The organism is Neisseria sp. P0004.S004 (genome assembly GCF_051963335.1).
Lineage (GTDB): Bacteria > Pseudomonadota > Gammaproteobacteria > Burkholderiales > Neisseriaceae > Neisseria.
The window spans coordinates 208,922-231,443 of record NZ_JBQCUK010000003.1 but is presented as its reverse complement, the minus strand read 5'-3'; the positions used below and the strand labels follow the sequence as shown (position 1 = coordinate 231,443).

General features: G+C 51.2%; 24 protein-coding genes. 6 read left to right on the top strand and 18 right to left on the bottom strand.

Annotated features, from left to right (window positions below):
- Positions 1-117: 117 nt before the first annotated feature.
- Positions 118-3,009, bottom strand: a complete 2,892-nt coding sequence (gene alaS / locus ACTHRY_RS03975; RefSeq protein WP_049322170.1) for an alanine--tRNA ligase — start codon at positions 3,007-3,009, stop codon at positions 118-120.
- A gap of 251 nt (positions 3,010-3,260) precedes the next feature.
- Between alaS and ACTHRY_RS03970 the strand changes: the two genes are divergently transcribed.
- The gene (locus tag ACTHRY_RS03970; protein WP_049322171.1) at positions 3,261-4,391 is read left to right on the top strand and encodes a polyamine ABC transporter substrate-binding protein; all 1,131 of its coding nucleotides are present in this window, start codon (positions 3,261-3,263) and stop codon (positions 4,389-4,391) included.
- Positions 4,392-4,560: 169 nt separating this feature from the next.
- On the opposite strand, the gene ubiE is transcribed toward ACTHRY_RS03970, so the two are convergent.
- The 7 genes from ubiE to ilvD all read right to left on the bottom strand — a co-directional run bounded on the left by ubiE (position 4,561) and on the right by ilvD (position 9,874).
- Positions 4,561-5,298, bottom strand: a complete 738-nt coding sequence (gene ubiE / locus ACTHRY_RS03965) for a bifunctional demethylmenaquinone methyltransferase/2-methoxy-6-polyprenyl-1,4-benzoquinol methylase UbiE (RefSeq protein WP_003746386.1) — start codon at positions 5,296-5,298, stop codon at positions 4,561-4,563.
- A 29-nt stretch (positions 5,299-5,327) separates the two neighbouring features.
- The gene (locus ACTHRY_RS03960; RefSeq protein ID WP_239662090.1) at positions 5,328-5,693 is read right to left on the bottom strand and encodes an MBL fold metallo-hydrolase; all 366 of its coding nucleotides are present in this window, start codon (positions 5,691-5,693) and stop codon (positions 5,328-5,330) included.
- Between the two features lie 19 nt (positions 5,694-5,712).
- Positions 5,713-6,144, bottom strand: coding sequence for a gamma-butyrobetaine hydroxylase-like domain-containing protein (locus ACTHRY_RS03955; protein WP_049322173.1), 432 nt, complete (start codon positions 6,142-6,144; stop codon positions 5,713-5,715).
- 1 nt (position 6,145) lies between these two features.
- A complete protein-coding gene (locus tag ACTHRY_RS03950; RefSeq protein ID WP_003746394.1) occupies positions 6,146-6,379 on the bottom strand; it encodes a hypothetical protein in 234 nt (77 codons plus the stop codon).
- A 76-nt stretch (positions 6,380-6,455) separates the two neighbouring features.
- Positions 6,456-7,745, bottom strand: a complete 1,290-nt coding sequence (locus ACTHRY_RS03945) for a CAP domain-containing protein (RefSeq protein WP_049322174.1) — start codon at positions 7,743-7,745, stop codon at positions 6,456-6,458.
- A gap of 68 nt (positions 7,746-7,813) precedes the next feature.
- Positions 7,814-7,945: a hypothetical protein gene (locus ACTHRY_RS03940; protein ID WP_283118145.1), complete on the bottom strand. Its 132-nt coding sequence runs from the start codon at positions 7,943-7,945 to the stop codon at positions 7,814-7,816.
- Positions 7,946-8,014: 69 nt separating this feature from the next.
- Positions 8,015-9,874 (bottom strand): dihydroxy-acid dehydratase, encoded by a 1,860-nt coding sequence (gene ilvD / locus ACTHRY_RS03935; protein ID WP_049322175.1) that lies wholly within the window; start codon positions 9,872-9,874, stop codon positions 8,015-8,017.
- A 277-nt stretch (positions 9,875-10,151) separates the two neighbouring features.
- Here ilvD and ACTHRY_RS03930 point away from each other — a divergent pair, with 277 nt between their 5' ends.
- Positions 10,152-10,715 (top strand): YceI family protein, encoded by a 564-nt coding sequence (locus ACTHRY_RS03930; RefSeq protein ID WP_049322176.1) that lies wholly within the window; start codon positions 10,152-10,154, stop codon positions 10,713-10,715.
- 97 nt (positions 10,716-10,812) lie between these two features.
- On the opposite strand, the gene ACTHRY_RS03925 is transcribed toward ACTHRY_RS03930, so the two are convergent.
- Complete coding sequence (locus ACTHRY_RS03925; RefSeq protein ID WP_049322177.1) at positions 10,813-11,760, bottom strand: bile acid:sodium symporter family protein; 948 nt, start codon at positions 11,758-11,760, stop codon at positions 10,813-10,815.
- A gap of 147 nt (positions 11,761-11,907) precedes the next feature.
- Positions 11,908-12,789: an NAD(P)H-hydrate dehydratase gene (locus ACTHRY_RS03920; protein WP_049322178.1), complete on the bottom strand. Its 882-nt coding sequence runs from the start codon at positions 12,787-12,789 to the stop codon at positions 11,908-11,910.
- Positions 12,790-12,842: 53 nt separating this feature from the next.
- Here ACTHRY_RS03920 and ACTHRY_RS03915 point away from each other — a divergent pair, with 53 nt between their 5' ends.
- Positions 12,843-13,499, top strand: coding sequence for a cytochrome b/b6 domain-containing protein (locus ACTHRY_RS03915; protein WP_049322179.1), 657 nt, complete (start codon positions 12,843-12,845; stop codon positions 13,497-13,499).
- 90 nt (positions 13,500-13,589) lie between these two features.
- Here the strand turns inward: ACTHRY_RS03915 and ACTHRY_RS03910 are convergent, their stop codons facing one another.
- The 8 genes from ACTHRY_RS03910 to ACTHRY_RS03875 all read right to left on the bottom strand — a co-directional run bounded on the left by ACTHRY_RS03910 (position 13,590) and on the right by ACTHRY_RS03875 (position 19,875).
- Complete coding sequence (locus ACTHRY_RS03910; RefSeq protein WP_049322180.1) at positions 13,590-14,678, bottom strand: methyltransferase; 1,089 nt, start codon at positions 14,676-14,678, stop codon at positions 13,590-13,592.
- Positions 14,679-14,714: 36 nt separating this feature from the next.
- Positions 14,715-16,418 (bottom strand): AMP-binding protein, encoded by a 1,704-nt coding sequence (locus tag ACTHRY_RS03905; protein ID WP_440374062.1) that lies wholly within the window; start codon positions 16,416-16,418, stop codon positions 14,715-14,717.
- A 15-nt stretch (positions 16,419-16,433) separates the two neighbouring features.
- On the bottom strand, positions 16,434-17,189 hold the full coding sequence (locus tag ACTHRY_RS03900) for a hypothetical protein (RefSeq protein ID WP_070829945.1): 756 nt from the start codon (positions 17,187-17,189) through the stop codon (positions 16,434-16,436).
- Between the two features lie 39 nt (positions 17,190-17,228).
- Positions 17,229-17,768: a membrane protein gene (locus ACTHRY_RS03895; protein ID WP_049344236.1), complete on the bottom strand. Its 540-nt coding sequence runs from the start codon at positions 17,766-17,768 to the stop codon at positions 17,229-17,231.
- 72 nt (positions 17,769-17,840) lie between these two features.
- The gene (locus ACTHRY_RS03890) at positions 17,841-18,089 is read right to left on the bottom strand and encodes an acyl carrier protein (protein ID WP_049344238.1); all 249 of its coding nucleotides are present in this window, start codon (positions 18,087-18,089) and stop codon (positions 17,841-17,843) included.
- 12 nt (positions 18,090-18,101) lie between these two features.
- Complete coding sequence (locus ACTHRY_RS03885; protein ID WP_003680822.1) at positions 18,102-18,362, bottom strand: phosphopantetheine-binding protein; 261 nt, start codon at positions 18,360-18,362, stop codon at positions 18,102-18,104.
- The gene (locus ACTHRY_RS03880; RefSeq protein ID WP_107848973.1) at positions 18,359-19,117 is read right to left on the bottom strand and encodes a lysophospholipid acyltransferase family protein; all 759 of its coding nucleotides are present in this window, start codon (positions 19,115-19,117) and stop codon (positions 18,359-18,361) included. Before ACTHRY_RS03880 ends, ACTHRY_RS03885 begins: the two co-directional genes overlap by 4 nt.
- Positions 19,114-19,875 carry a beta-ketoacyl synthase chain length factor gene (locus ACTHRY_RS03875; RefSeq protein WP_440374061.1) on the bottom strand — a complete coding sequence of 254 codons (762 nt, stop codon included), beginning with the start codon at positions 19,873-19,875 and terminating at the stop codon, positions 19,114-19,116. Before ACTHRY_RS03875 ends, ACTHRY_RS03880 begins: the two co-directional genes overlap by 4 nt.
- Positions 19,876-19,985: 110 nt before the next feature.
- Here ACTHRY_RS03875 and ACTHRY_RS03870 point away from each other — a divergent pair, with 110 nt between their 5' ends.
- The 3 genes from ACTHRY_RS03870 (at position 19,986) to ACTHRY_RS03860 (ending at position 22,497) form a co-directional block, all read left to right on the top strand.
- Positions 19,986-20,474, top strand: coding sequence for an ApeP family dehydratase (locus ACTHRY_RS03870; RefSeq protein ID WP_049336784.1), 489 nt, complete (start codon positions 19,986-19,988; stop codon positions 20,472-20,474).
- 65 nt (positions 20,475-20,539) lie between these two features.
- Entirely contained in the window at positions 20,540-21,268 is a 729-nt protein-coding gene (gene fabG / locus ACTHRY_RS03865) for a 3-oxoacyl-ACP reductase FabG (RefSeq protein WP_003746422.1), read from the top strand.
- The gene (locus ACTHRY_RS03860; protein WP_049322186.1) at positions 21,262-22,497 is read left to right on the top strand and encodes a beta-ketoacyl-ACP synthase; all 1,236 of its coding nucleotides are present in this window, start codon (positions 21,262-21,264) and stop codon (positions 22,495-22,497) included. The genes fabG and ACTHRY_RS03860 overlap by 7 nt, the downstream gene beginning before the upstream one ends.
- The last annotated feature ends 25 nt before the right edge of the window (positions 22,498-22,522 follow it).

Below are 22,522 nucleotides of genomic sequence, written 5' to 3'. Positions count from 1 at the left end.
TCATTTAAGCCAACACAAAGGTCATCCATCGTAGAAAAAAATGTAAACAACAAGGCAATTTACTGCACAAAAAGGCTGCCTGAAAACCCACTTTCAGGCAGCCTGTACTTTCCTACATTACAGCTTCTCTTTAACCCAACCTTCCACGGTTCCCAGCATTTCAGGCAGTTTCTCAGCATCAGTACCACCGGCTTGTGCCAAGTCAGGACGGCCGCCGCCTTTGCCGCCGACTTGTTCGGCTGCAAATTTAACCAGATCGCCTGCTTTGACTTTAGCAGTCAACGGTTTGGATACGCCGGCGCATAGGGAGACTTTGCCGTCGTTGACTGCGGCGAGCAATACGATGGCTTGTTCTGATTTGCCGGTCAAGTCGGTTACGATTTCGCGCAGGGCGGCGGCATCGGCTTCGATTTGTGCGGCAACGAGTTTGGCTGAACCCAAGTCTTTTGCATCGTCCAAGAGTTTGGCGCCTGCATGGACGGCGAGTTCGGCTTTGGCGCGTGCCAATTCTTTTTCCAATGCTTTGGCGTGTGTTGCGCCTGCTTGGATTTTCGCCAGTACGTCTTTTTCGGTTTGGGCTTTGGTTTCGGCAATAATGTCTTTCACCAAACGCTCTTGTTCTTGCGCCCATTTGAGTGCGTTCAGGCCGGTGATGGCTTCGATACGGCGTACGCCTGCGGCAATACCGCCTTCGCTGATAATTTTGAAGAGGCCGATGTCGCCGGTGCGTGAAACGTGTGTACCGCCGCACAATTCGGTAGAGAAACCGCCCATTTGCAGTACGCGTACTTCGTCGCCGTATTTTTCGCCGAAGAGCATCATCGCGCCGGTTTTTTGGGCATCTTCCATGCTCATAATGGCTGCGTTGACGGCAACGTTGGCCAAAATGGCTTCGTTGACTCGGCGTTCTACTTCGGCGATTTCTTCGGCAGTGACCGCTTGAGGATGGGAAATGTCGAAACGGGTGGATTCGGCGGTAACCAAAGAGCCTTTTTGTTCAACGTGTTCGCCCAATACGTCGCGCAGGGCTTTGTGCATCAAGTGGGTCGCGCTGTGGTTGCGCATATTGGCATTGCGGATTTCGTCATCCACTTTGGCGGTAACGCTGTCGCCGACTTTCAGACGGCCTGAAGTCTGTACGCCGAATTGGCCGAATACGGCCGCTTTGATTTTTTGGGTATCGCGTACTTCAAAGCGGTTTTCGCCTGCGAAGATATAGCCGACGTCGCCGACTTGGCCGCCGGATTCTGCATAGAACGGGGTAAAGTCGATAACGACGGCACCTTCGTCGCCTTCGTTCAATTCGTTGACTTGCTCGCCGTTTTTGTAGAGGGCGAGGACTTTGGATTCGGTTTGGCGTTCGCTATAACCTTTAAACTCGGTGTCCTGACCTTCGTAAGGCAGTTGAGCGTTGGCTTTGAAGCTTTGTGCGGCGCGTGCGCGTGTGCGTTGGGCTTCCATCTCACGCTCGAAGCCTGCTTCGTCCAGTTCGATGCCCAGTTCGCGCGCCATGTCGGCGGTTAGGTCGTAGGGGAAACCGTAGGTGTCGTAGAGTTTGAAGATGTGTTCGCCGCCGATAACGAGTTTGCTGTTGGCGATGTTGTCCATCAAGTAGGTATTCAAGGCTTCGGCAAACGGTTTTTTCGCGTCGGGAATATGGGCGGTTTCCAAAGCAGCCTGCAAATCGATATACATGCCTTCGTTCAGGCTGCCTGAAACTCGAGGACGGATAACGATTTGCTTTTTGCTCGGAGCAACACGGGAAGCGGCGGTAAATTCCACACCATCTGCGGTTTTCAATGTCAGAGGTTTGCCTACACCGTCTTGCGGCAACAAGCTTTCCAGTTTCAGGAATTTCATGCCGTTGAGCACTTGGTTGAACAAGCCCATGCCTTTTTCCAGCGTTTCGCCGAAGCGGCTTTCTTCCGCGCGCAAGGCTTCCATAATCTGTGTCTGTTTCTCTTTCAACTCAGGATACGCGGCGCCCATTTCTTTCACCAAATCGGGCACGAGTTTGTAGAAAAACGCCTGTTTCTGGCCTAGTTTGTAACCGTGGCGCACGGCGCGGCGGATGATGCGGCGCAATACGTAGCCGCGGCCTTCGTTGGAAGGCAAGACACCGTCTGCAATCAGGAAGGAGCAGGATCGGATGTGGTCGGCGATGACTTTCAGGCTGGGTTCTTCCATGCTGAAAGCTGCGCCGGTTTCGCGGGCAACGGCTTTGAGCAGGTCTTGGAACAAGTCGATTTCGTAGTTGCTGTGAACATGCTGCATGACGGCGGCCATGCGCTCCAAGCCCATGCCGGTATCGACGGAAGGCTTAGGCAGTGGATTCATATTGCCTTGTTCGTCGCGGTTGAACTGCATAAATACGCAGTTCCAAATTTCAATCCAGCGGTCGCCGTCTTCTTCAGGGCTGCCCGGAATGCCGCCCCAGATTTCTTCGCCGTGGTCGTAGAAAATTTCGGAGCAAGGGCCGCAAGGGCCGGTGTCGCCCATTTGCCAGAAGTTGTCGGATGCGTATTTCGCACCTTTGTTGTCGCCGATGCGGACGATGCGTTCGGCAGGCATACCGATTTCGTTCAACCAGATGTTGTAGGCTTCGTCGTCTTCTGCGTAAACGGTTGCCAACAGTTTGTCTTTAGGGATGTTCAACCATTCGGGGGAAGTCAGGAATTCCCAAGCGAAGTGGATGGCATCGCGTTTGAAGTAGTCGCCGAAGGAGAAGTTGCCCATCATTTCAAAGAAGGTGTGGTGACGGGCGGTGTAGCCTACGTTTTCCAAGTCGTTGTGTTTGCCGCCTGCACGTACGCATTTTTGCGCGGTAGTGGCGCGGTTGTAGGGGCGTTTGTCAAAGCCGAGGAATACGTCTTTAAATTGGTTCATACCTGCGTTGGTAAACAGCAGGGTTGGGTCGTCGTGTGGCACGAGCGAGGAGGAGCGGACGATGGTGTGGCCTTTAGATTCGAAAAATTTCAGGAATTTTTGGCGTAGTTCGGTGGTTTTCATAATGTCTCGATAAAATTTTGTACAAAGATTTCAGACGGCCCGGACGGCACGTTGAGATTAAAAACGAATGGGCGTTATCTTACCGCAAAACCATATTTCAAGCTATCGGCAGAAAGGTTTTAAGTTGGCGGCAAGCTGTCTTTCAGACGGCTTCAAGCGGGTCGATATCTTTTAGCAATGAAGCCTATCCGCCCCGGCTTGCCTGCTTTATAATGCCTTTCTCTTTTCAACCGGATACGCAAGGAATGATAATGGCCAAACATCTGCCCCTCATCGTACTGACTGCGCTGGCATTGGCCGGCTGCGGCGGCTCGGACAAAACTTCTGCCGACAAGGCGGCGCAAACCGATAATCAAAAGGTATTGAGCATTTACAACTGGTCGGAATATGTCGATCCCGAGACGGTTGCCGCGTTTGAGAAAAAACACGGTATCTCAGTAACTTATGATGTATATGACAGCGATGAAACGCTGGAGAGCAAGGTGTTGACCGGCAAGTCGGGTTACGACATCGTGGGTCCATCCAATGCGTTTGTCGGTAGGCAGATTAAGGCAGGTGCGTATCAGAAAATCGACAAATCCCTGATTCCCAACTATAAAAACTTGAATCCTCAGTTGATGAAGCTGATGGAAGGCGTTGATCCGAACCACGAATATGCCGTTCCGTTTTATTGGGGGACTAACACTTTTGCCATCAATACCGAGCGTGTGAAAAAGGCTTTGGGTACGGACAAACTGCCGGACAATCAATGGGATTTGGTGTTTAACCCCGAATACACGTCCAAACTCAAGCAATGCGGCATCAGCTATTTGGACAGCGCGGCAGAGATTTATCCTATGGTATTGAATTATATGGGTAAAAATCCAAACAGCAGTGAAACGGTGGATATTAAGGCGGCTACGGAAGTCTTGAAGAAAAACCGTCCGTACATCAAGCGTTTTACCTCGTCCGGTTTTATCGATGATTTGGCGCGCGGCGATACTTGCGTAACAATTGGTTTTGGCGGCGATTTGAACATTGCCAAACGTCGTGCCGAAGAAGCGGGCGGCAAGGAAAAAATCCGTGTGATGATGCCGAAAGAAGGCGTGGGAATTTGGGTGGATTCGTTTGTGATTCCGAAAGATGCCAAACACGTGGCCAATGCCCATGCGTATATCAATGATTTCTTAGATCCTGAAGTTGCGGCGAAAAACGGCAATTTTGTTACTTATGCGCCGTCCAGCAAACCGGCTCAGGAGCTGATGGATGAAGAGTTTAGAAACGACAATACGATTTTCCCGACTGATGAAGATTTGAAAAACAGCTTTATCATGGTGCCTATCCAGCCGGCGGCGTTGAAATTTATGGTCCGCCAATGGCAAAGTGTGAAAGCAGGAAAATAAGCTGATTTGAACGTATTAAGGCCGTCTGAATGGTGTAACCGAAATCCTTGATTTCGTTTTACGGCTGTTCAGACGGCCTTTGGTTTGTGTCAGACTGGCTTGAATAAGGTTTGAAAAAAACAAAGGGCGTGTCTATCAATCACGCCCTTTGTGTTTGGTTCAGACGGCCTTAGAATTTCACGCCTTTATGCAGGGCAACAATGCCTGCGCTCATGTTGTGGTAATCCACGCTGTCAAAACCTGCATCCAGCATCATTTGTTTCAAGGTTTCTTGGTCGGGATGCATACGGATGGACTCGGCGAGGTATTGGTAGCTGTCGGCATCTTTGGCAATCAGTTTGCCCATAATCGGCAACAGTTTGAAAGAGTAGAGGTCGTACACGCCTTCCAAAGGTTTGTACACTTTGGAGAATTCCAACACCAGCAGGGTGCCGCCCGGTTTCAATACGCGGTACATTTCTTTCAGCGCGGCATCTTTGTGCGTCATGTTGCGCAGGCCGAATGCGACGGAAACCAGATTGAAATAGTTGTCGGGGAACGGCAATTTTTCAGCGTCTGCCAACGATACGGGCAGAATCATGCCTTCGTTGAGCAGGCGGTCGCGGCCGACGGTCAGCATGGAGGAGTTGATGTCTGTCAGCCAAACTTCGCCTTCTTTGCCCACACGTTTTGCCCAGCCTCGGGACAAATCGCCTGTGCCGCCGGCGATGTCCAATACTTTGTCGCCTTTTTTCAGGCGGGCGGTATTGATGGTGAAATGTTTCCAAACGCGGTGCAGACCGCCGGACATTACGTCATTCATAATGTCGTAGTTTTTTGCCACGGAGTGGAAGACTTCGGCAACTTTGCCTGCTTTTTCGTCTTCGTCAACGGTAGTGAAGCCGAAATGGGTTTTGTGGTCGCTCATAGTGTCTGCCTTCTTAAAATAATACAGATTCAGATATCGAATACGTCGAAATCGCCAACCACTTTCGACGCGGGAAATATAGTTTGTGCCTGCTGCTCCAGCATCAGGCGTTGTTCTTCTTCGGTATAACGTGCGCTGATGTGGGTCGGGTAAAGTTGTTTCACATTGGCCTGCAAAGTCAGCTTGGCGGCATTGGATACGGTCGAATGGAACACTCGTTCCGTTGTTTCTTCATCACCTGCCGCAAAGGTTGCTTCATGCACCAAAACGTCTGCGTTTTGCGCGGTGCGTACTGCCTGCGGACGGGCTTGGGTATCGCCGAAGATGGCTACCATCCGTCCTTTTTTGGGCGGGAAGATGAACGCTTTGCCGTCAATGGTCCTTCCGTCATCCAAGCTTACGGTCCGCCTTTTTTCAGACGGCCTTTCCGCCGCAACCGCCGCTACCGCATGAATGCGTGTGTTTGGGTTTCAAATCTTCGGCACTTGGCGTTCTGGACGCACCGGCTTTTTCGAGGCGGTCGAGATAGTCTTGCCAAAGCGCGTCTTGATTGTGCGCCAGTCGGTAGAGATAGTCCCAATCGTAAAGGCCGCTGTCGTGGCCGTCTGAAAAAGTAATTTTCAAGGCGTATTGGCCGACGGGGTCTAAATCGGTAATGCTGACTTCGGCTTTGCCTGTTTGCAAAACATCTTGGCCGGCACCGTGCCCGCGTACTTCCGCGCTGGGTGAGTACACGCGCAGGTATTCGGCAGGAAGGCTCTTGACACCGTCAACATAGACCAAAGTCAGTACGCGCCGCTCTTTTTGGAGGCGGATTTCTTGTGGAATTTTATCGGCTTGGGTCATGTCATGCTCCGTTCTTTTTACGCAAATAGGCAACGCGTACAGAAAAAATACCGCCAAGTACGGCAAACAGCACGATTGCGTAGAGTGAAAACCGTATCAGGCCCACTTGTGTGTCCGCCGTCAGCCCTAAGGGCAGCAACATCACGGCAACGAACAGTAAAAATGCGGCCAACATGGCGGCAATGCTGGCAAAGGCATAGCGGGTATTGGCTGCTGTTTGCGGATGTTTGGTCATATTGGATAGCTTGCCGTAGGGTAATGAGGCGGTATTTTATCAGTTTTTTGGTGCTTCATGCCGTCTGAAAACGGCTTTATTTCCATAAATAAAGTGTAATGGCGCGCCTGTCTTCGCCTTCGGGCATTAAGCGGATGCTGCTGCCTTTGCTTCCGTTGACACGGATAATGATGCCGCCGGCCTGCCGCTCGATGATGTCGAGTTGGGTGTCGCGGTTCATGCGGTAGTTGTAGCGTTCGCATTGTTTCAAGCACCAGAAATCTTGCCAATGGATAAAATATTTTTGTCCGGATTCGATGGCCAGCGTTTCGCCGCCTTTGACGATGAAGTAAGGATAATCGGGTTTTTGCGTGCTGAATGTCCATTCGGCCGTTCTGTTTTTTCCGTTTTGACGGTATTTGAACACGGCACGGTAGTCGGTATCGTATTCCAAGGGCTGTAAAGGAAACAGCGCAAATTGGCGTTCGGTCAGGAGGCGGTTTGGGTCATTATCTTTATCTAAAATTTTGACGTCTTTGATTTCTTTTGTGTCCTGATACAGTTTGAACGAACGCATTTTGACCGGAGGCGATTGTTCTGAGAAGGCGATGCTGACCGGATTGCCGGTCATTTCATAATGCGGCATAGGATCGGGACGCTCGCCATGGAAAACCGGCGAAGCGAAGTTGCCTTGCGGATAGGTGATGTAAGGCCGGAATTTGCGGTTGGAAATTTCGTCCGCATAAACAATGGCATGGCCATGACAGGCATCTTGATAAAACGAACGGCTGAGGTCGGAGAGGGGGCGGTTTTTTTGGCAGAGGCTGTTGAATCTGCTGTCGCCCTGATTGATGCTCAACGCGATTTGTTTGCCTTGTGATTCAAACGCCGCACCGGCCTCGTCGATATTTTGATCGAGCAAGGAGAGACGGTGGTAAATTGCCGTCATCAGGTTGTCCAGTTGATGTTGGGCTGGCAGATGGTCGTTGATTTTTTCGTTTGGCGGGTGCTGGCCGGTGCTGACGTTTTCATGCACGCCTTTATAGGCATAACCGGCTTTGCGCGTGCGGTCGGATGGGCGTGGGCCTGTGTAAAAGGGATTGCGTGTATTGTGTTCGTCATGTCCGTCGTCAGGGTTTTGCAGCAGATAGCGGGCATGATTGCGCGCGGCGCGTTCGAGTGTGGCCGAGTGCGCCAGTGCGGGTAGGTTGGCTGAGGCGCGGAGGAAGTTTAAATACGCCAAGGCGTCAAAATCGGCAACGGCGGTACGATTTTGCGGCGGTTGGGCGTAGATGAGCTGGTCTTCGGAATAGCGATGGGTTTCGTAGTATTGGAATATGCCGAGGGCGACGGCGAAACCACCCAGCCAGTAAAGAATATGTTTCATTATATATGCTGCGTTCAGACGGCCTTGAGCTACGGCTCTTTCCCCTTGAGACTCATGCCGCTGAATGATTATTTTGATGGCGGTTTGACTTGGAATGCTTCAGGATGGGATTTGAAATATTCGACAGCGACAAACCCGCCGCCAATAATAATCAACAGGGCAATGGCCATGCCGATCATCGCTAAAATGAATTTGTCCATATTGGTCCGTTTGAATGAAGGCCGTCTGAAACACTTGGAAGCGTTCAGACGGCCTTAAAGTCAGGTTAATTAACGTTCGATTTGCGATACGTCGCGTACTGCGCCTTTGTCGGCAGAAGTCGCCATTGCGCCGTAGGCACGCAGGGCTGCGGAGACGTAACGGTCGCGGTTTTCCGGTTTCCATGCTTTGCTGCCGCGTGCTTCCATTTCGGCGCGGCGTGCGGCAAGCTCTTCATCGGAAATGACAAGGTGGATGCTGCGGTTTGGAATGTCGATTTCGATGGTGTCGCCTTCGTGTACCAAACCAATGGCGCCGCCTTCTGCCGCTTCAGGCGAAGCGTGGCCGATGGACAGGCCGGAAGTACCGCCGGAGAAGCGGCCGTCGGTCAGCAGGGCGCATTCTTTGCCCAAACCTTTGGATTTCAGGTAGGAAGTCGGGTAGAGCATTTCTTGCATGCCCGGGCCGCCTTTAGGGCCTTCGTAGCGGATGATGACGATATCGCCGGCGACGATTTGGTTGCCCAAAATGCCTTCTACTGCGTCTTCTTGGCTTTCAAACACGCGGGCGCGGCCGGTAAATTTGAGGATGCTCTCGTCCACGCCTGCGGTTTTTACCACGCAACCGCGTTCGGCGATATTACCGAACAATACTGCCAAACCGCCGTCTTGCGAGTAGGCATGTTCGACATCGCGGATACAACCTTTTTCGCGGTCGAGGTCGAGGGTTTTCCACATACGGTTTTGTGAGAACGCCTGAGTGGTGCGCACGCCGCCGGGAGCGGCTTTAAAACGCTCGATGGCGTGGGTGTTTTCAGGGTTGGTCACGTCCCATTTTTCAATCGCGTCTTTCAGTGTCGGCGCGTGGATGGTGTATACGTCGGTGTGCAGTTTGCCTGCTTTGTCCAATTCTTTCAGGATGGCGAAAATGCCGCCTGCGCGATGCACGTCTTCCATGTAGTAGTCGTGGTTGTTTGGCGCAGTTTTGCAGATGCAAGGCACAATGCGGCTTAAGCGGTCGATGTCGGCCATTTTGAAATCGACGCCGGCTTCGTTGGCAACGGCCAACAGGTGCAGAATGGTATTGGTAGAGCCGCCCATGGCGATGTCCATGGTCATGGCATTTTCAAACGCTTTTTTAGTGGCAATGCTGCGTGGCAACACGGTTTCGTCGTCTTGCTCGTAGTAGCGTTTGGTGATTTCGACAATCATGCGGCCGGCTTCGAGGAACAATTCTTTGCGGCCTGCGTGGGTAGCCAGATAAGAGCCGTTGCCCGGCAGGGAAAGGCCGAGTGCTTCGGTCAGACAGTTCATGGAGTTGGCGGTAAACATGCCGGAGCAGGAGCCGCAGGTCGGGCAGGCGTTTTGCTCGACTTCTTCGACTTGTTTGTCGCTGATATTGTCGTCAGCCGATTCGATCATGGCGTCGATCAAGTCCAAACGGCGTTCGGGCTGAATATTGGCCACGCCGATAACTTTACCGGCTTCCATCGGGCCGCCGGAAACGAAGATGGTCGGAATATTCAAGCGCATGGCGGCAATCAGCATTCCCGGGGTGATTTTGTCGCAGTTGGAAATGCACACCAGCGCGTCGGCGCAGTGGGCGTTGACCATGTATTCGATGGAGTCGGCAATCAGGTCGCGGCTGGGCAGGGAGTAAAGCATACCGCTGTGGCCCATGGCGATACCGTCGTCAATGGCGATGGTGTTGAATTCTTTGGCAATGCCGCCGGCTTTTTCGATTTCACGGGCAACCAGTTGGCCCATATTGTGCAGGTGCACATGGCCTGGGACGAATTGGGTGAAGGAGTTGGCAATGGCGATAATCGGTTTGCCGAAGTCGGTTTCCATGACGCCGGTCGCACGCCACAATGCGCGCGCGCCCGCCATATTTCGGCCGTGGGTAGAGGTTTTGGAGCGGTATTCAGGCATTTTTGTTCCTTTGTTTTATGCTGAGGCCGTCTGAAATAGGCTGGTAGTTTGGCGGCCCGTTGAGAAATAACTCGGTATTTTATACCAATTACGAGCAATGAAGCACGCTATTTTGTAATAAAACTAAACTGTGTTTGCTTCACCTGAATTTGCTGTCCTATCGTTCAGACGGCCTGATGTTTTCTTAAGATGAAATGCTGTCTTTCTCAGTTGCAAAAGATGTTGGTGTCAAAAAGTGATATGATAGGGAACTTCTCACACTTTTAAGGATAAGACGATGAAAAAAATCATGTTTGCATTGTGTTCGGCTATGTTGGTTTCTACTGCATCTGCCGCTGTTTATAAAGTGGACGAATCCCATACTAACGCCCGTTTTGCCATCGACCATTTCAACACCAGCACCAACGTCGGCGGTATTTATGGTTTGACCGGTAATTTGGAATTTGACCGCGCCAAACGCCAAGGTTCTATCGATATCGTATTGCCTTTGTCCAAACTGCAAACCGGTTCTGACCACTTTACCCAACATTTGAAATCTGCCGATATTTTCAATGCAGACAAATACCCTGAAATCCGTTTTGTATCTACCAAGTTCAATTTCAACGGCAAAAAACTGCTTTCCGTTGACGGCAATCTGACCATGAACGGCAAAACTGCGCCGGTGAAACTCAAAGCCGATAAGTTCAACTGCTACCAAAGCCCGATGGCAAAAGCAGAAGCGTGCGGCGGCGACTTCAGTACCACCATCGACCGTACCAAATGGGGTTTGGATTATTTGGTAAGCGCCGGTATGAGCAAAAAAGTAAACATCAATATCCAAATCGAAGCAGTGAAACAATAATCCTGCTTGATTTCAAAATAAAGGCCGTCTGAACAGGTAAGGCAGAAATCGTTGATTTCGTTTATCCCTGTTCAGACGGCCTTATGATTAAAGACGTTTAGGATTCTTTATTTTTATCGGCTTTGGCTGCCCAATAAGTTGCCAGAAGCGAGCCTGAGATATTGTGCCACACGCTGAACAATGCGCTGGGAACGGCAACAACCGGCGCGGCGGCAAAGTGTGCGGCGGCAAGGGCTGCGCCTAAGCCTGAGTTTTGCATACCGACTTCGATGGCCAGCGTTTTTTGTGCATCATAAGGCAGGCCGGTCCATTTGGCGGCAAAGAAGCCGAGCAGATAGCCGATGCCGTTGTGAAGTACGACAACCGCGAAAATCAGCAGGCCGCTTTCAATAATCTTGCCTTTGCTGGCGCCGACTACCGCGCCGATAATCAGCACGATGGCGGCAACGGAAACCAGCGGCAGCGCGTCGGTCAGTTTTTCAGTTTTGTTGCCCAAGACTTTATGGACAATCAAGCCCAAAACGATGGGGAACAAAACCATTTTGACGATGGACATCAACATACTGCCTGCTTGGATTTCCAGCATTTCACCGGCAAGCATCAGGAAGATGGCAGGGGTCAGCAATGGAGAAATCAGGGTGGAAACCGATGTAACGGCAACTGATAAAGCCACATTGCCGCGCGCCAAATAAGTTATCACATTGGAAGCCGTACCGCCCGGGCAGCAGCCGACCAAAATCACACCGACCGCGATTTCGGCAGGCAGGTTCAACAGTTTGGCCAGCAGATAGGCAGTTGCAGGCATGATGGCGAATTGGGCAATCACGCCGATAATGACGGCTTTGGGGTGTTTGAACAAAATGTCAAAGTCGGAAGGTTTGAGCGTCAAGCCCATGCCGAACATGATGATGCCCAGAAGCCAAGGAATATAAGGGCCGACCCATTTGAAGGTTTCGGGTGCGAAAAAAGCGATGCCGGCAAAGAGCGCAGCCCAGAGGGAAAAGGTCTTTCCGATAAAACCACTGATTTTGTTGAGGGTATTCATGATGATGTTGTGAAGTTGTTTTTAAGGGAAACCAAGGATACACGCCTTAACCTTAATTTGCAAAATGGCTTAAAATAAATAAGGCCGTCTGAAAATAAGGATTGATTTTCAGACGGCCTGTGATTTGTATTTGCTATATAGACGGCATTATTCTTTTGATAAAATATTGCGCAGCCATCGGGCGGCAGGTGCGATTTCCCCGGCAAGCATACCGGTTTCGATTTGGCTGCTGTGTTTGATGACATCGGCCGCCGCTCCGTGCAGCCATACGCCGGCGCAGGCGGCTTGGAATGCCGGAATGCCTTGTGCCAGCAGGCTGCCGATAATGCCGCTCAAGACATCGCCGCTGCCTGCAGTGGCCAAACCGGCATTGCCGCTGGTGTTGGTATAGACTATGCCGTCTGCCGTGGCCACCAATGTATGATGGCCTTTCAATACGACGGTCGCGCCATATTTACGGCTGATTTCGGTTACGGCTTTTTGCCTGTCGGCTTGAACTGATGGGGTATCGGTACCGAGTAGGCGTGCGGCTTCGGCCGGATGGGGTGTCAGGATGATATGTTTGTACGATTTGAGGCGTTCGGCCAATTCGGAAGAACAGGCAAGCAGTGTCAAAGCATCGGCATCGAGCAATAAAGGCTGGTCGTGGTGTGTAGACAGGATTTGGGGCAGCAGCTGCTCTGATAATCCGTCCAAACCAAAGCCGCAGCCGATTACGCGTGCGCTGACATCGTTGTGCTCCATTAGTTGGGTCGCAGTGGCGAGCATAATTTCAGGGCGTTCGGGAATAATGGCAAAGGGCAGCGTGGCTTGGTTGAAGCCCGCCCAAACCTTGCCGCACCCTTGATACATGGCGGCTGTGGCTGCCAAAACCACTGCGCCGCTCATTCCCGTTGCACCGCCGATAATGGCAAGTGTGCCGTATGTGCCTTTGTGTGATTCTTGGGCGCGGGGGCGGAATACGTCGGGAAATGCTAAGGCCGTCTGAAAAGCTTGAAGCGATTCGGGAAGCGTGTAGATGGGCTGCATGGCGTAACCTTCCAAGATAAGAAATTTAATTTTAAATCAGAAAGTAAAAGGTAATGAAGCAAAAAATAAAAGTTTGGGACGCACCTACGCGCCTGTTCCATTGGCTCTTGGTGTTATTGATGGGTTTTATGTGGTACAGCGCAACCCAAGGCGGCGATATGCTGGTATGGCACTTGCGCGGCGGCTTGTTGATGCTGGCGTTGGTGGTTTTCCGCTTGTGCTGGGGGATTTGGGGCAGCGATACGGCAAAATTCAGCCGATTTGTGCGCCCGTTTTCCGAAATCCGCCGCTACACGCAAGGCCAAATGTCTGAAGACGAATTGGTCGGCCACAATCCTTTGGGCGCGCTGATGGTCATCGCTTTATTGGCTGCCTTGGTTTTTCAGACGGCCACAGGTTTATTTGCCGCCGATGAAAATACGTTTACCAATTCCGGCTTTTTGAATCATTTTGTTAGCGAACACGCCGGTACGCTGGCGCGAAAAATCCATGTCAATTTCTTTAATATTTTGGCCGTGTTGGCGGGCGTACATATCGCAGCTGTTTTGCTGTATCGTTTTGTGAAAAAACAGGATTTGATTACGCCTATGATTAATGGCTTTAAAACCATCGATGCCAAGCAGCCTAAATTGGCCGGGATGGGACAACTGTTTGCCGCTTTGTTGGTGGCGATTGCGGTAGTGTGCGCAGTATGGATGTTGCGCGGTTGATGCATTAAGGCTGATATTCAAAAAAAACCGACCCCGATAGCTGCAATGGCTGTTGGGGTCGGTTGCTTTTTAGGGTTTAAAAGATGATGTTCAGACGGCCTTAACGCAGCGCAAGATGCTGTGGCCGCGGCCGATGCTGTCTGAAACTTCCGCTACTTTCAATCCGGCTTTTTCAACGCAACGGATCAAGTCTTCAGAGTGGAAGATTTTGCTGTTGCCGTTGGCCATGGCAGTGAAATACAGGCTGGTCATGGTCAGGCAGTAGGCGGCGGTTTCGTAGCGTTGTCTGTCCCAGAATGGCTCCATGATGTAGAGGCTGGTGTTTTCGCTCATGGATGCAGCGGCGCGTTGAAGAATGCTGGTGGCTTGTTCTTCGGTGAAACAGTCTAGGAATTGGCTCATCCAGATCGCGTCAAAACCGGTTGGGAACGGAATTTCAGGATCAAGCAGGTTGGCCGGATGGGCGTGGATACGGTCCGCGCCGTTTTTGCCTTTGGTCGCTTCACGCATCAAGCCGATTTGTTGCGGCAGATCCATGATGGTTACTTCGACTTCGGCATTGTGGTTGACGCATTGCTCCGCCCAGCGGCCGGTATTGCCGCCTACATCGAGCAGTTTTTTGACCGGTTTGGCAAACACGGTGTTCAGTGCTTCGGAGAAGGAGTTGTCGGAATAATAATGGTCGAATGCAAACCATTTTTCCTGCGCGATGCTTGGCAATGAAGACAAGCCTTCGTAAATGGTCGGCCAGTCGCCGAATACTTTCAGGCCTTCGGGCTTGCCGGTTTGCAGGGTTTTTTCCAGATCAAACATGCCTTGGTAGCAGATTTCCTGCGTGAAATCCATGTTGACGCGGGCCATTTTGTCTTTGAGGACAAACCAACCGGCCTTGCTGATGAAATAGCGGTTGTCGCGAGTCAAAACAGTGCCGATAGACAGCGAAGCTTCCAGCAGGACTTGTGCCGCGTAGTTGCTGATTTTCGTTTTTTCAGCAATTTCGGCTTGAGTGAGGCCGTCTGGATGGTCGTTCAGCAGGTCCAGAATGCCAAATTTCACCATCAGGCGGGAAACTTGGAACACAATCGGTGCAAAAGCGATTTCTTGAGCCAGACGTTGAGCCTCGCCTGCGGACTGGTGTTCGTGGGAGTAGCGTTGTTCTAGGGCGGGGAAGAGTTGCATATTGTTGGTTTTCCACTAAAAAGTTAATAAGTATATTCAGACGGCCTCAAACACAATCCGTCCTGATGCACACGGATGCTTTCCGTTGTTGATTTTAAAGCTCAGTTTGTTTTTGCCTTCATCGTATTTCAGCTCTACCGACACTTCATCGTGAGGACGGATAAACTGCTGATATTTTAGATTTTCGATGCGGATAACGCGCTGTTTGCCCCATGGCTGGGGCGCGATCAGGTTGCGCACCCATTGTAGCTCGACCACGCCGGGAACCAGCGGGAAGGTGGCAAAATGGCCGCCGAAATAAACCAAATCCAAAGGCACGCGGCCGATGAAGGTTTCGGTATTGGTTTCATCGTCAGATGATGTTTTCGACCAAACGGGTGAAGTTTGGGCAACGGTAAAGGCCGTCTGAAAATCCGCCGCGGCGATTTTGGCTTGGGCATTGCGCGGCAGGCTGTCGGTAAAACGCCAGTAGCGCGGCAGGGCGATGGTATCCTGCGTGGCGGCTAGATGGCGTTTGAGTGTATCGGCAACCGCAGCGCGGCCTTTCTCGCGCAAGGCGGCGATACCGTCTGCGTTCAATGCCGCCCATATGGCAATGCGTTGGTGTTGCGGATGACGGCCGCAATGGGCGTCGGCAATCCAAGGATGTTGTAAAAGTTCGTGTTCGATTTGGGTCAGCGACACGCGTTTGTCCTCAAATTTAATAATACGGTCTTGGCGACCGAGTAACAGAAAACCGTCATCTTGCGGCTCGATCAAATCGGCTGTTTGACGGCGTTCGGGCGACCAAGGCGAAGAAGCCCAAAGTGCGCCTTCTTCATTTTGCCCGATTTCCACGCCTTCGAAAGGCTGCCATTCTTGGCGTTCGCAACGTGAAGCAATCACGCCGGTTTCGGTACTGCCGTACACTTCAAACGGGCGGACGGCAGCCTGTTGCAGCAAATCCGCCGTGGCTGCGGGCAACGCGCCGCCGGCTGAGACAATGCCTGTAATTTTATGGCCGATACTTTGCCAGTTGCGGTTTTCTCCCAAGCGGTTGAGTACGGCCGGACTGGCAATCCAAACCACTTTATCATGTGCGGCCGTGCTGGAAAGCAGGTTTTCCGGATACACCGCCTGCTGTCTCTCCATAGTCCAACCCATTGTCAGCGCGAGTGCGAAGCGGAACGTGAAGCCGTAAAGATGTTGCGGAATCACGCTGCCGACCACGGTTTCACCGTGTTGTCCAAATGGCAGCGTATTTGCCAAAGTCAGGGCTTCTGCCTGCATTTGCGCGGCGGTTTTCACAATAATCTGCGCTTCGCCGCTGGAGCCTGATGTTTTCAGCCACGCTTCGGCATGGTCGGGAATCAGATGGTTTTCAGGATAGGTGTGCAGCGCTTCCGATTCTGTGTGAGTCAATACATCAGGCAAGTGCCAAATGTTCAGGCCGTCTGAAGACAGCTTTTTATCTGTTGAATCCGTTAAAAACACTTCTGCCGTTTTGCCCCAATCCAAATTGTCTTGCGCCAAATTGGGTAACAATAAAACCTTTCCGCCAGAATGCCATACTGCCAACACGGCACAGGCAAACAGCGCGGCATCATCGAACCACAACGCGGCCGTTTGCACGCCTGCCTGTTTCAGACGGCCTGACAGATGGAAAACCGCACGGTTGAAATCAGCACGCGTCCAATTCGGATGGGTGGCGATAAGGTCGTGTTGAGGTAGGTCGGGGGATAGGATTCGAGTTAGGTGCATGATGGTTCTAAGGTTTTATAATTTCGATGTATTTGCTTTGGCATCTTCTTTGAGTTGTGCCAAGCATTCATCGTATTGTTTGTTCGTCGTTTGGCGTACCAATTCGTAATCATTTGCCTGCCACTCTTCCAATGAATGGCTTTCACTTCTTTTGAAGCAATGGAGTAAGCGATCAGTTTTGCCACTTTGTCCGTCTACCAAAAGGCTGACTTCATTGTTCAGAAAGAATCGGTCTCGTCTATTGAATTTTTCATAAACCAAATAGAAACGACCCGGTTGGACAAATAGTTTTTTATTGGCACTATTGCCTTTAAATGACCATTTTGCCGCCCAATCGCGAACTTTGGGGGAAAATTGTTCAAAAACGGGATTCGCAAAATTCGGTTTAATGGGCTTCCCGCTTAAATTGTGTTTGCCCAGCAGGTCAGGGCCTTCATATCCAATATGACCGCTACTACCGGCAAGAATGAATAATGCAAAAGTTGCTGTAAATACGGCTGTTTGTGCAGCTCTTGCTTTTACCGTATTGGATTTCCGAATAATCATCAAATTCATGCTGCTGGTTGTAGTATCGTCAGAATAACGATTGTGTATTCGGTCAATGACGGTCAGGTTTCCCGAGCGCGTTTTGATGGTGTGGCTGGCAACTTCCGTATAATTTTTCTTGTATTCGGCTTCTGCCTTTTCTTCTGGGGATAAAGGCGTTTTAGATGTCGAAGAACATGCGGTAAATGTGAAGGAAATCAGGGTAAGTAGGATGATTTTTTTCATTATGGTTATTCGTCTAATTGATAAAATATTTTTAATGGATTAAACCTTCAAAACCAATTTCCGATAAAGCCACTCTCCGGCAAATAAGATTCCCATTAACACATAAGACACGATGCCCGTATAAGCCGCCCACCAGTCGTAATATTGCAAGCCAGCCAAAATGGCGGCGGTTGCGCCGTTGAAAATGAAGAAGGCGCACCAGATTTGCGTAACGCGCCGAGTGTGGCGCACGCCTTCGGGGGAAAGGTCGGGATGTTGCAGTCGGGCGAGACGTTCGATGACGGTTTGTTTGGCAAACAGGCTGCCGCCGAAAACGGCAAGCATCAGCGCGTTGACGGCAACGGGATACCAATACATCGAGTCAGGCCGTCTGAAAACCAGTACCGCCGCAAAAAAAGCAGCAAGGATAATCGCTGTAATGCGTTGGGCTGTGGTTTGCGGCATGGCGGCGCGTATCAGCCATAACACACACATAGCCGCTGCAAGCCAGAAAAATGAGCCGTTTTCCCTGCCGTAATACCATAGGAGCGGATACGCGAGACTGGCAAGGGTCAGTAGGAGTTTTCCTAGTATTTTCATGGTTGTGATTGATTTTCAGACGGCCTTGCGGATTGACAAGGCCGTCTGAAAATATGCTGATTCAAAGCGGAATCAGGAATCTTGTTGTACTTTTAAGACCGCTTGAACCACGTCTTCTACGGTGCGCACGTTGCGGAAGTCTTCGGCTTGCAGTTTGCGGCCGGTTTCGCGTTTGATGTGGTCGATAAGGTCGATGGCGTCGATGCTGTCGATTTCCAAATCTTCGTAGAGGTTGGTTTCGGGTTTGATGCGTTCCGGTTCGATTTCAAACAGGTTAACTAGTGCATCGGTCAGCAGGGCGCGTACTTCTTGTTCGGTCATCTTCTCTCTCCCTTATGCTTGGCGGCTCTTGACGAACTCGGCCAGTGTTTTGACGTTGGCGAAGTTTTCGCGCAGGTTGTCGTTTTCTCCGTCGAGCTGGAAGCCGAAGGTTTTTTGTACGGCCAAACCAAGTTCCAATGCATCAACCGAATCCAGACCCAGGCCGTCGTCGCCGAAAAGCGGATCTTCGCTGCCGATGTCGGCAACGGTAATATCTTCCAGACCTAAGCTGTCGATGATTAATTGTTTGATTTGGTTTTCTAAATTGCTCATGTGGTTTTCCTTGTAAAATAGTCTTGCAGGTATTCGTTTAAACGTCGTGCGGCGATGGGCAGGGGTTTTTCTGCCAGCCATTCTTCAGGCAGGATATCGTCGCCGACGGTAATTTCATAATGAATTTTTTGTGGCGGGATTTTGTACCACGGTTGCCCCTTTTTAAAATTGGGCGGCGTCATCTTGATGCACACGGGCGTGATGACTGATGCGCTGCGCAAACCGAGCGATACGGCGCCACGGTGCATTTTAACCTGTCCGTCCCAACCTGTGCGCGTGCCTTCGGGGAAAATCAGCAGACTTTGCCCGCTTTTGAACACGGCATCTATTTCTTCCAGCATTTCCATGCTTTCGTCGTTGGGGATGTAGCCGGAAGCGATAATCTGGCTTTTCATGCTGGGGTTGTGCAATAGATCTTTTTTAACCAGTACGTTTGGCTCCGAATAATGGCTGATCAGCAAGACGACATCCAAAAGCGAGGGATGGTTGGCAAGAATGAGCTGGCCGGGCCTGCCGAGTTTTTCCAAGCCGTTGAAACAGACGCTCAATACGCCCGACCATTGCAGGTAGCCGACGAAGAAACGCCAAACTTTGCCTATCATGCGTCTTGCTTCAAGTTGGCGTTTGATGTCGCCTTTGGTCGATTTGAGCGTATAGGGTAAAAGTGCGATTTTGAACAATACGCCTGCAACGCCGAAAAGGATAAAGCCGAAGAGTGTGGCAAAAAAGCGACGGAAATAGTCTAAAGTCTTCATGCGTTTTTCTGCCAGTGCCAGTTTCTACCGATATAGTGTTGCGTATGTTGTCGGCCATCTGTAAGCAGGAAGCGTACCCACTCCAAGCTGCTCCAATAAGGCTCGACTGTTGTATCGTTAGGGTTTTCAGACGGCCTTTCGGATGTGGTTTCTAAGCTTAAGGTATAGTCTTCGCCTTTGGTGATGACCAGTGCCAATGCATAGGCAAACGGCGCACGTGTAGCCAAGACGGGATAGTCTTCAGACAAAGGATCATCGGCGACAATCACTAAAACGGATGATGCGCCGTCTTGCAAAAGCGCGAATGCCTCGGTCAGCGCGGTTTCAAAGGAATCGGCGGCAACGGCCAACGCGGTATGTTCGCTCATGTCTTTGCGCAACATCGACCATTGCCCAATCGTTGCGTTGTGGACGGACAGACCGAATGAGGTCGGCGACACAGTATGCGTGTTCAAAAGCTCTTGCCATAATTCAAAGCTGCGGTTGCTTTCGCCGTCGTGCGAAACGTAAACCGGTACGCTTTCGGGATATTGGTCGGCCAGATTCCATGCGGCATCACAAACCAAGCGTGCCGCTTTCCCCAAGCGGCGGCGTTGCATAGGCGGCAAAAAGGAGAGCGCGGGTTTGCACTCTGGCAGGGATGCGGTATCGAGTTTTCCCTGCGCCCAGTCCTGCCATTGCTCCGGCGTACTGATTTTGCTGGAGGAGGCCTGCCATGTGGCGATATTGAAGCTGAAACGGCAAACGTTTTGAGGCATGATGTCTTTCAATGTTTTACATTTTCATACATTGTAATGAAATGGGTTAGTAAAAGCTAGGCTCTGTTATAATGCATATTGTAACGTAATTTATTCCCGGATGACATTTTATGCCTTCAATACCGAGTGCCCCGATTTATGATGTGGCGTCGCTGCTTCCGCACAGCGGACATATGGTGCTTATCGACTGTGTGAAAGAATTTGGCGATGACTATACGGTTTGCCGTGCGCCGGTTGGCGACAAGCATATTTTGCTGCAGGACGGCGTGTTGCCGTCTATGGCTTATATGGAATTGATGGCGCAGGGTATAGGCGCGTTTGCAGGCATTGAGGCTTTAAAGGCCGGAGAGCCTGTACGCTTGGGTTTTTTATTGGGAACGCGCAAGCTGGATTTGTTTGCCGATTCCGTGCCTGTCGGTACTGAGCTGGAAGTCAGGGCGCATGTGTCCATTCAGGATTTGGGCGGCATGGGCGTATTTGATTGCGAGTTGCGCTGGACGGATGCGCCGGAAGATGTGAAGCATCTGTTGCCGCCGGACGGTTTACTGGCAAAAGCTTCTTTAAATGTGTACAGTCCGAAAGACGGTCAAGTCATTTAAACCGTTTACAAGGCCGTCTGAAAAGACAAAGATTCAGACGGCCTGTCGATATAGTGAGAAAACGTATGAGTGAAACTATTTTAATTACAGGGTCTAATCGCGGTATCGGCAAAGCTGTTGCGCTTGGTTTGGCGCAGGACGGCTTTGATATCGTCGTCCATTGCCGCAGCCGCCGCGATGAAGCGGAAGCTGTCGCGGAAGAAATCCGTGCATTGGGTAGAAATGCGCGCGTGTTGCAGTTTGATGTGTCTGACCGCGAAGCCTGCCGTGAAATTCTGACTGCCGACATTGAGGCAAACGGCACATATTACGGCGTGGTGTTGAACGCCGGCCTGACGCGCGACAATGCGTTTCCTGCGTTTACAGACGATGATTGGGACTTGGTGCTGCGTACCAATTTGGACGGTTTTTATAATGTGTTGCACCCTTTGACCATGCCGATGATCCGCCGCCGCAAAGCCGGACGGATTGTGTGCATGGCATCGGTGTCCGGTTTGACGGGCAACCGCGGTCAGGTCAATTACAGCGCGTCCAAAGCGGGCTTGATCGGCGCGGCAAAAGCCTTGGCGGTTGAGTTGGCAAAACGAAAAATTACCGTCAACTGCGTGGCGCCGGGCCTTATCGATACCGATATTATCGATGAGAACGTACCTGTCGAAGAAATCTTAAAAGCCGTCCCTGCCGCGCGCATGGGATTGCCGGAAGAAGTGGCGCATGCGGTGCGCTTTTTGATGGATGAAAAAGCGGCGTACATTACGCGCCAAGTGATTGCTGTGAACGGAGGTTTGTGTTGAATACCAGAAGAGTCGTTGTAACAGGTATCGGCGGTATTACCGCTTTCGGCCGTGATTGGCAAAGTATTCAGACGGCCTTTAAAGCTGAAAAAAATGCCGTCAAATACATGGACTGGAGCGGACGCTTTCCTGAATTGGAAGCGCAACTGGGCGCGCCGATTGAAGGCTACACCCCGCCCGAACATTGGACGCGCAAGCAGCTCAGAAGCATGGGGCGCGTATCTCATTTGTGTGTCGATGCGGCGGAACAAGCTTTGACGGATGCGGGCTTGCTGGGTGACGAAAGCATTACAGACGGCCGTATGGGCGTAGCGTGCGGCTCGTCTGTCGGCAGTACCAAAGACATTGGCGATATGGGCGAACTTTTGATAACAGGCACATCGCGCAATTTCAACGCCAATACTTATGTGCGCATGATGCCGCATACGACCGCCGCCAATATCGGCATCTTTTTCGGATTGAAAGGGCGCATCATCCCGACATCAAGCGCGTGTTCGTCCGGCAGCCAAGGCATAGGCTATGCCTACGAAGCCATCAAATACGGCATGATAGACATGATGCTGGCGGGCGGCGGCGAAGAGTTTTGTCCGTCTGAAGTGTATGTATTCGACTCACTTTATGCCGCCAGCCGTCGTAACGGCGAACCCGAACTGACCCCGCGCCCTTACGACAACGGCCGAGATGGTTTGGTCATCGGCGAAGGCGCAGGCATTTTTGTATTGGAAGAATTGGAACACGCCAAACGGCGCGGTGCGAAAATCTATGCCGAGCTTGTCGGCTATGGTGCCAACAGCGACGGCAGCCACGTTACCCAACCGCAAAAAGAAACCATGCAGAAATGTATGGAGCTTGCGCTGAAAGATGCAGGTATTACGCCTGATAAAGTCGGTTACGTCAGCGGCCACGGTACGGCGACCGAAAAAGGCGATATTGCCGAAACATTGGCGACCGAGGCCGTGTTCGGATTCATCCCCATGAGTTCGCAAAAAAGCTATCTCGGCCATACGCTCGGCGCGTGCGGCGCATTGGAAGCCTGGTTTACCATCGAAATGATGAACAGCGGCTGGTTTGCGCCGACTGTCAATTTGGAAAACATCGATCCGCGTTGTGGCAAGGTGGATTACATTCAAACAGGCGGACGTGAAATTCAAACCGATTATGTGGTCAGCAATAACTTTGCTTTTGGCGGCGTCAATACTTCGCTGGTCTTTAAACGTTGGCAAGAATAATTATTGATTGATGTTATGATTAAAG

Excerpts from the sequence above, each read along its gene's own strand:
- alaS (WP_049322170.1), bottom strand. The coding sequence starts at position 3,009 with ATGAAAACCACCGAACTACGCCAAAAATTCCTGAAATTTTTCGAATCT.
- ACTHRY_RS03970 (WP_049322171.1), top strand. The coding sequence starts at position 3,261 with ATGGCCAAACATCTGCCCCTCATCGTACTGACTGCGCTGGCATTGGCC.
- ubiE (WP_003746386.1), bottom strand. The coding sequence starts at position 5,298 with ATGAGCGACCACAAAACCCATTTCGGCTTCACTACCGTTGACGAAGAC.
- ACTHRY_RS03955 (WP_049322173.1), bottom strand. The coding sequence starts at position 6,144 with ATGACCCAAGCCGATAAAATTCCACAAGAAATCCGCCTCCAAAAAGAG.
- ACTHRY_RS03950 (WP_003746394.1), bottom strand. The coding sequence starts at position 6,379 with ATGACCAAACATCCGCAAACAGCAGCCAATACCCGCTATGCCTTTGCC.
- ACTHRY_RS03945 (WP_049322174.1), bottom strand. The coding sequence starts at position 7,745 with ATGAAACATATTCTTTACTGGCTGGGTGGTTTCGCCGTCGCCCTCGGC.
- ACTHRY_RS03940 (WP_283118145.1), bottom strand. The coding sequence starts at position 7,945 with ATGGACAAATTCATTTTAGCGATGATCGGCATGGCCATTGCCCTGTTG.
- ilvD (WP_049322175.1), bottom strand. The coding sequence starts at position 9,874 with ATGCCTGAATACCGCTCCAAAACCTCTACCCACGGCCGAAATATGGCG.
- ACTHRY_RS03930 (WP_049322176.1), top strand. The coding sequence starts at position 10,152 with ATGAAAAAAATCATGTTTGCATTGTGTTCGGCTATGTTGGTTTCTACT.
- ACTHRY_RS03925 (WP_049322177.1), bottom strand. The coding sequence starts at position 11,760 with ATGAATACCCTCAACAAAATCAGTGGTTTTATCGGAAAGACCTTTTCC.
- ACTHRY_RS03920 (WP_049322178.1), bottom strand. The coding sequence starts at position 12,789 with ATGCAGCCCATCTACACGCTTCCCGAATCGCTTCAAGCTTTTCAGACG.
- ACTHRY_RS03915 (WP_049322179.1), top strand. The coding sequence starts at position 12,843 with ATGAAGCAAAAAATAAAAGTTTGGGACGCACCTACGCGCCTGTTCCAT.
- ACTHRY_RS03910 (WP_049322180.1), bottom strand. The coding sequence starts at position 14,678 with ATGCAACTCTTCCCCGCCCTAGAACAACGCTACTCCCACGAACACCAG.
- ACTHRY_RS03905 (WP_440374062.1), bottom strand. The coding sequence starts at position 16,418 with ATGCACCTAACTCGAATCCTATCCCCCGACCTACCTCAACACGACCTT.
- ACTHRY_RS03900 (WP_070829945.1), bottom strand. The coding sequence starts at position 17,189 with ATGAAAAAAATCATCCTACTTACCCTGATTTCCTTCACATTTACCGCA.
- ACTHRY_RS03895 (WP_049344236.1), bottom strand. The coding sequence starts at position 17,768 with ATGAAAATACTAGGAAAACTCCTACTGACCCTTGCCAGTCTCGCGTAT.
- ACTHRY_RS03890 (WP_049344238.1), bottom strand. The coding sequence starts at position 18,089 with ATGACCGAACAAGAAGTACGCGCCCTGCTGACCGATGCACTAGTTAAC.
- ACTHRY_RS03885 (WP_003680822.1), bottom strand. The coding sequence starts at position 18,362 with ATGAGCAATTTAGAAAACCAAATCAAACAATTAATCATCGACAGCTTA.
- ACTHRY_RS03880 (WP_107848973.1), bottom strand. The coding sequence starts at position 19,117 with ATGAAGACTTTAGACTATTTCCGTCGCTTTTTTGCCACACTCTTCGGC.
- ACTHRY_RS03875 (WP_440374061.1), bottom strand. The coding sequence starts at position 19,875 with ATGCCTCAAAACGTTTGCCGTTTCAGCTTCAATATCGCCACATGGCAG.
- ACTHRY_RS03870 (WP_049336784.1), top strand. The coding sequence starts at position 19,986 with ATGCCTTCAATACCGAGTGCCCCGATTTATGATGTGGCGTCGCTGCTT.
- fabG (WP_003746422.1), top strand. The coding sequence starts at position 20,540 with ATGAGTGAAACTATTTTAATTACAGGGTCTAATCGCGGTATCGGCAAA.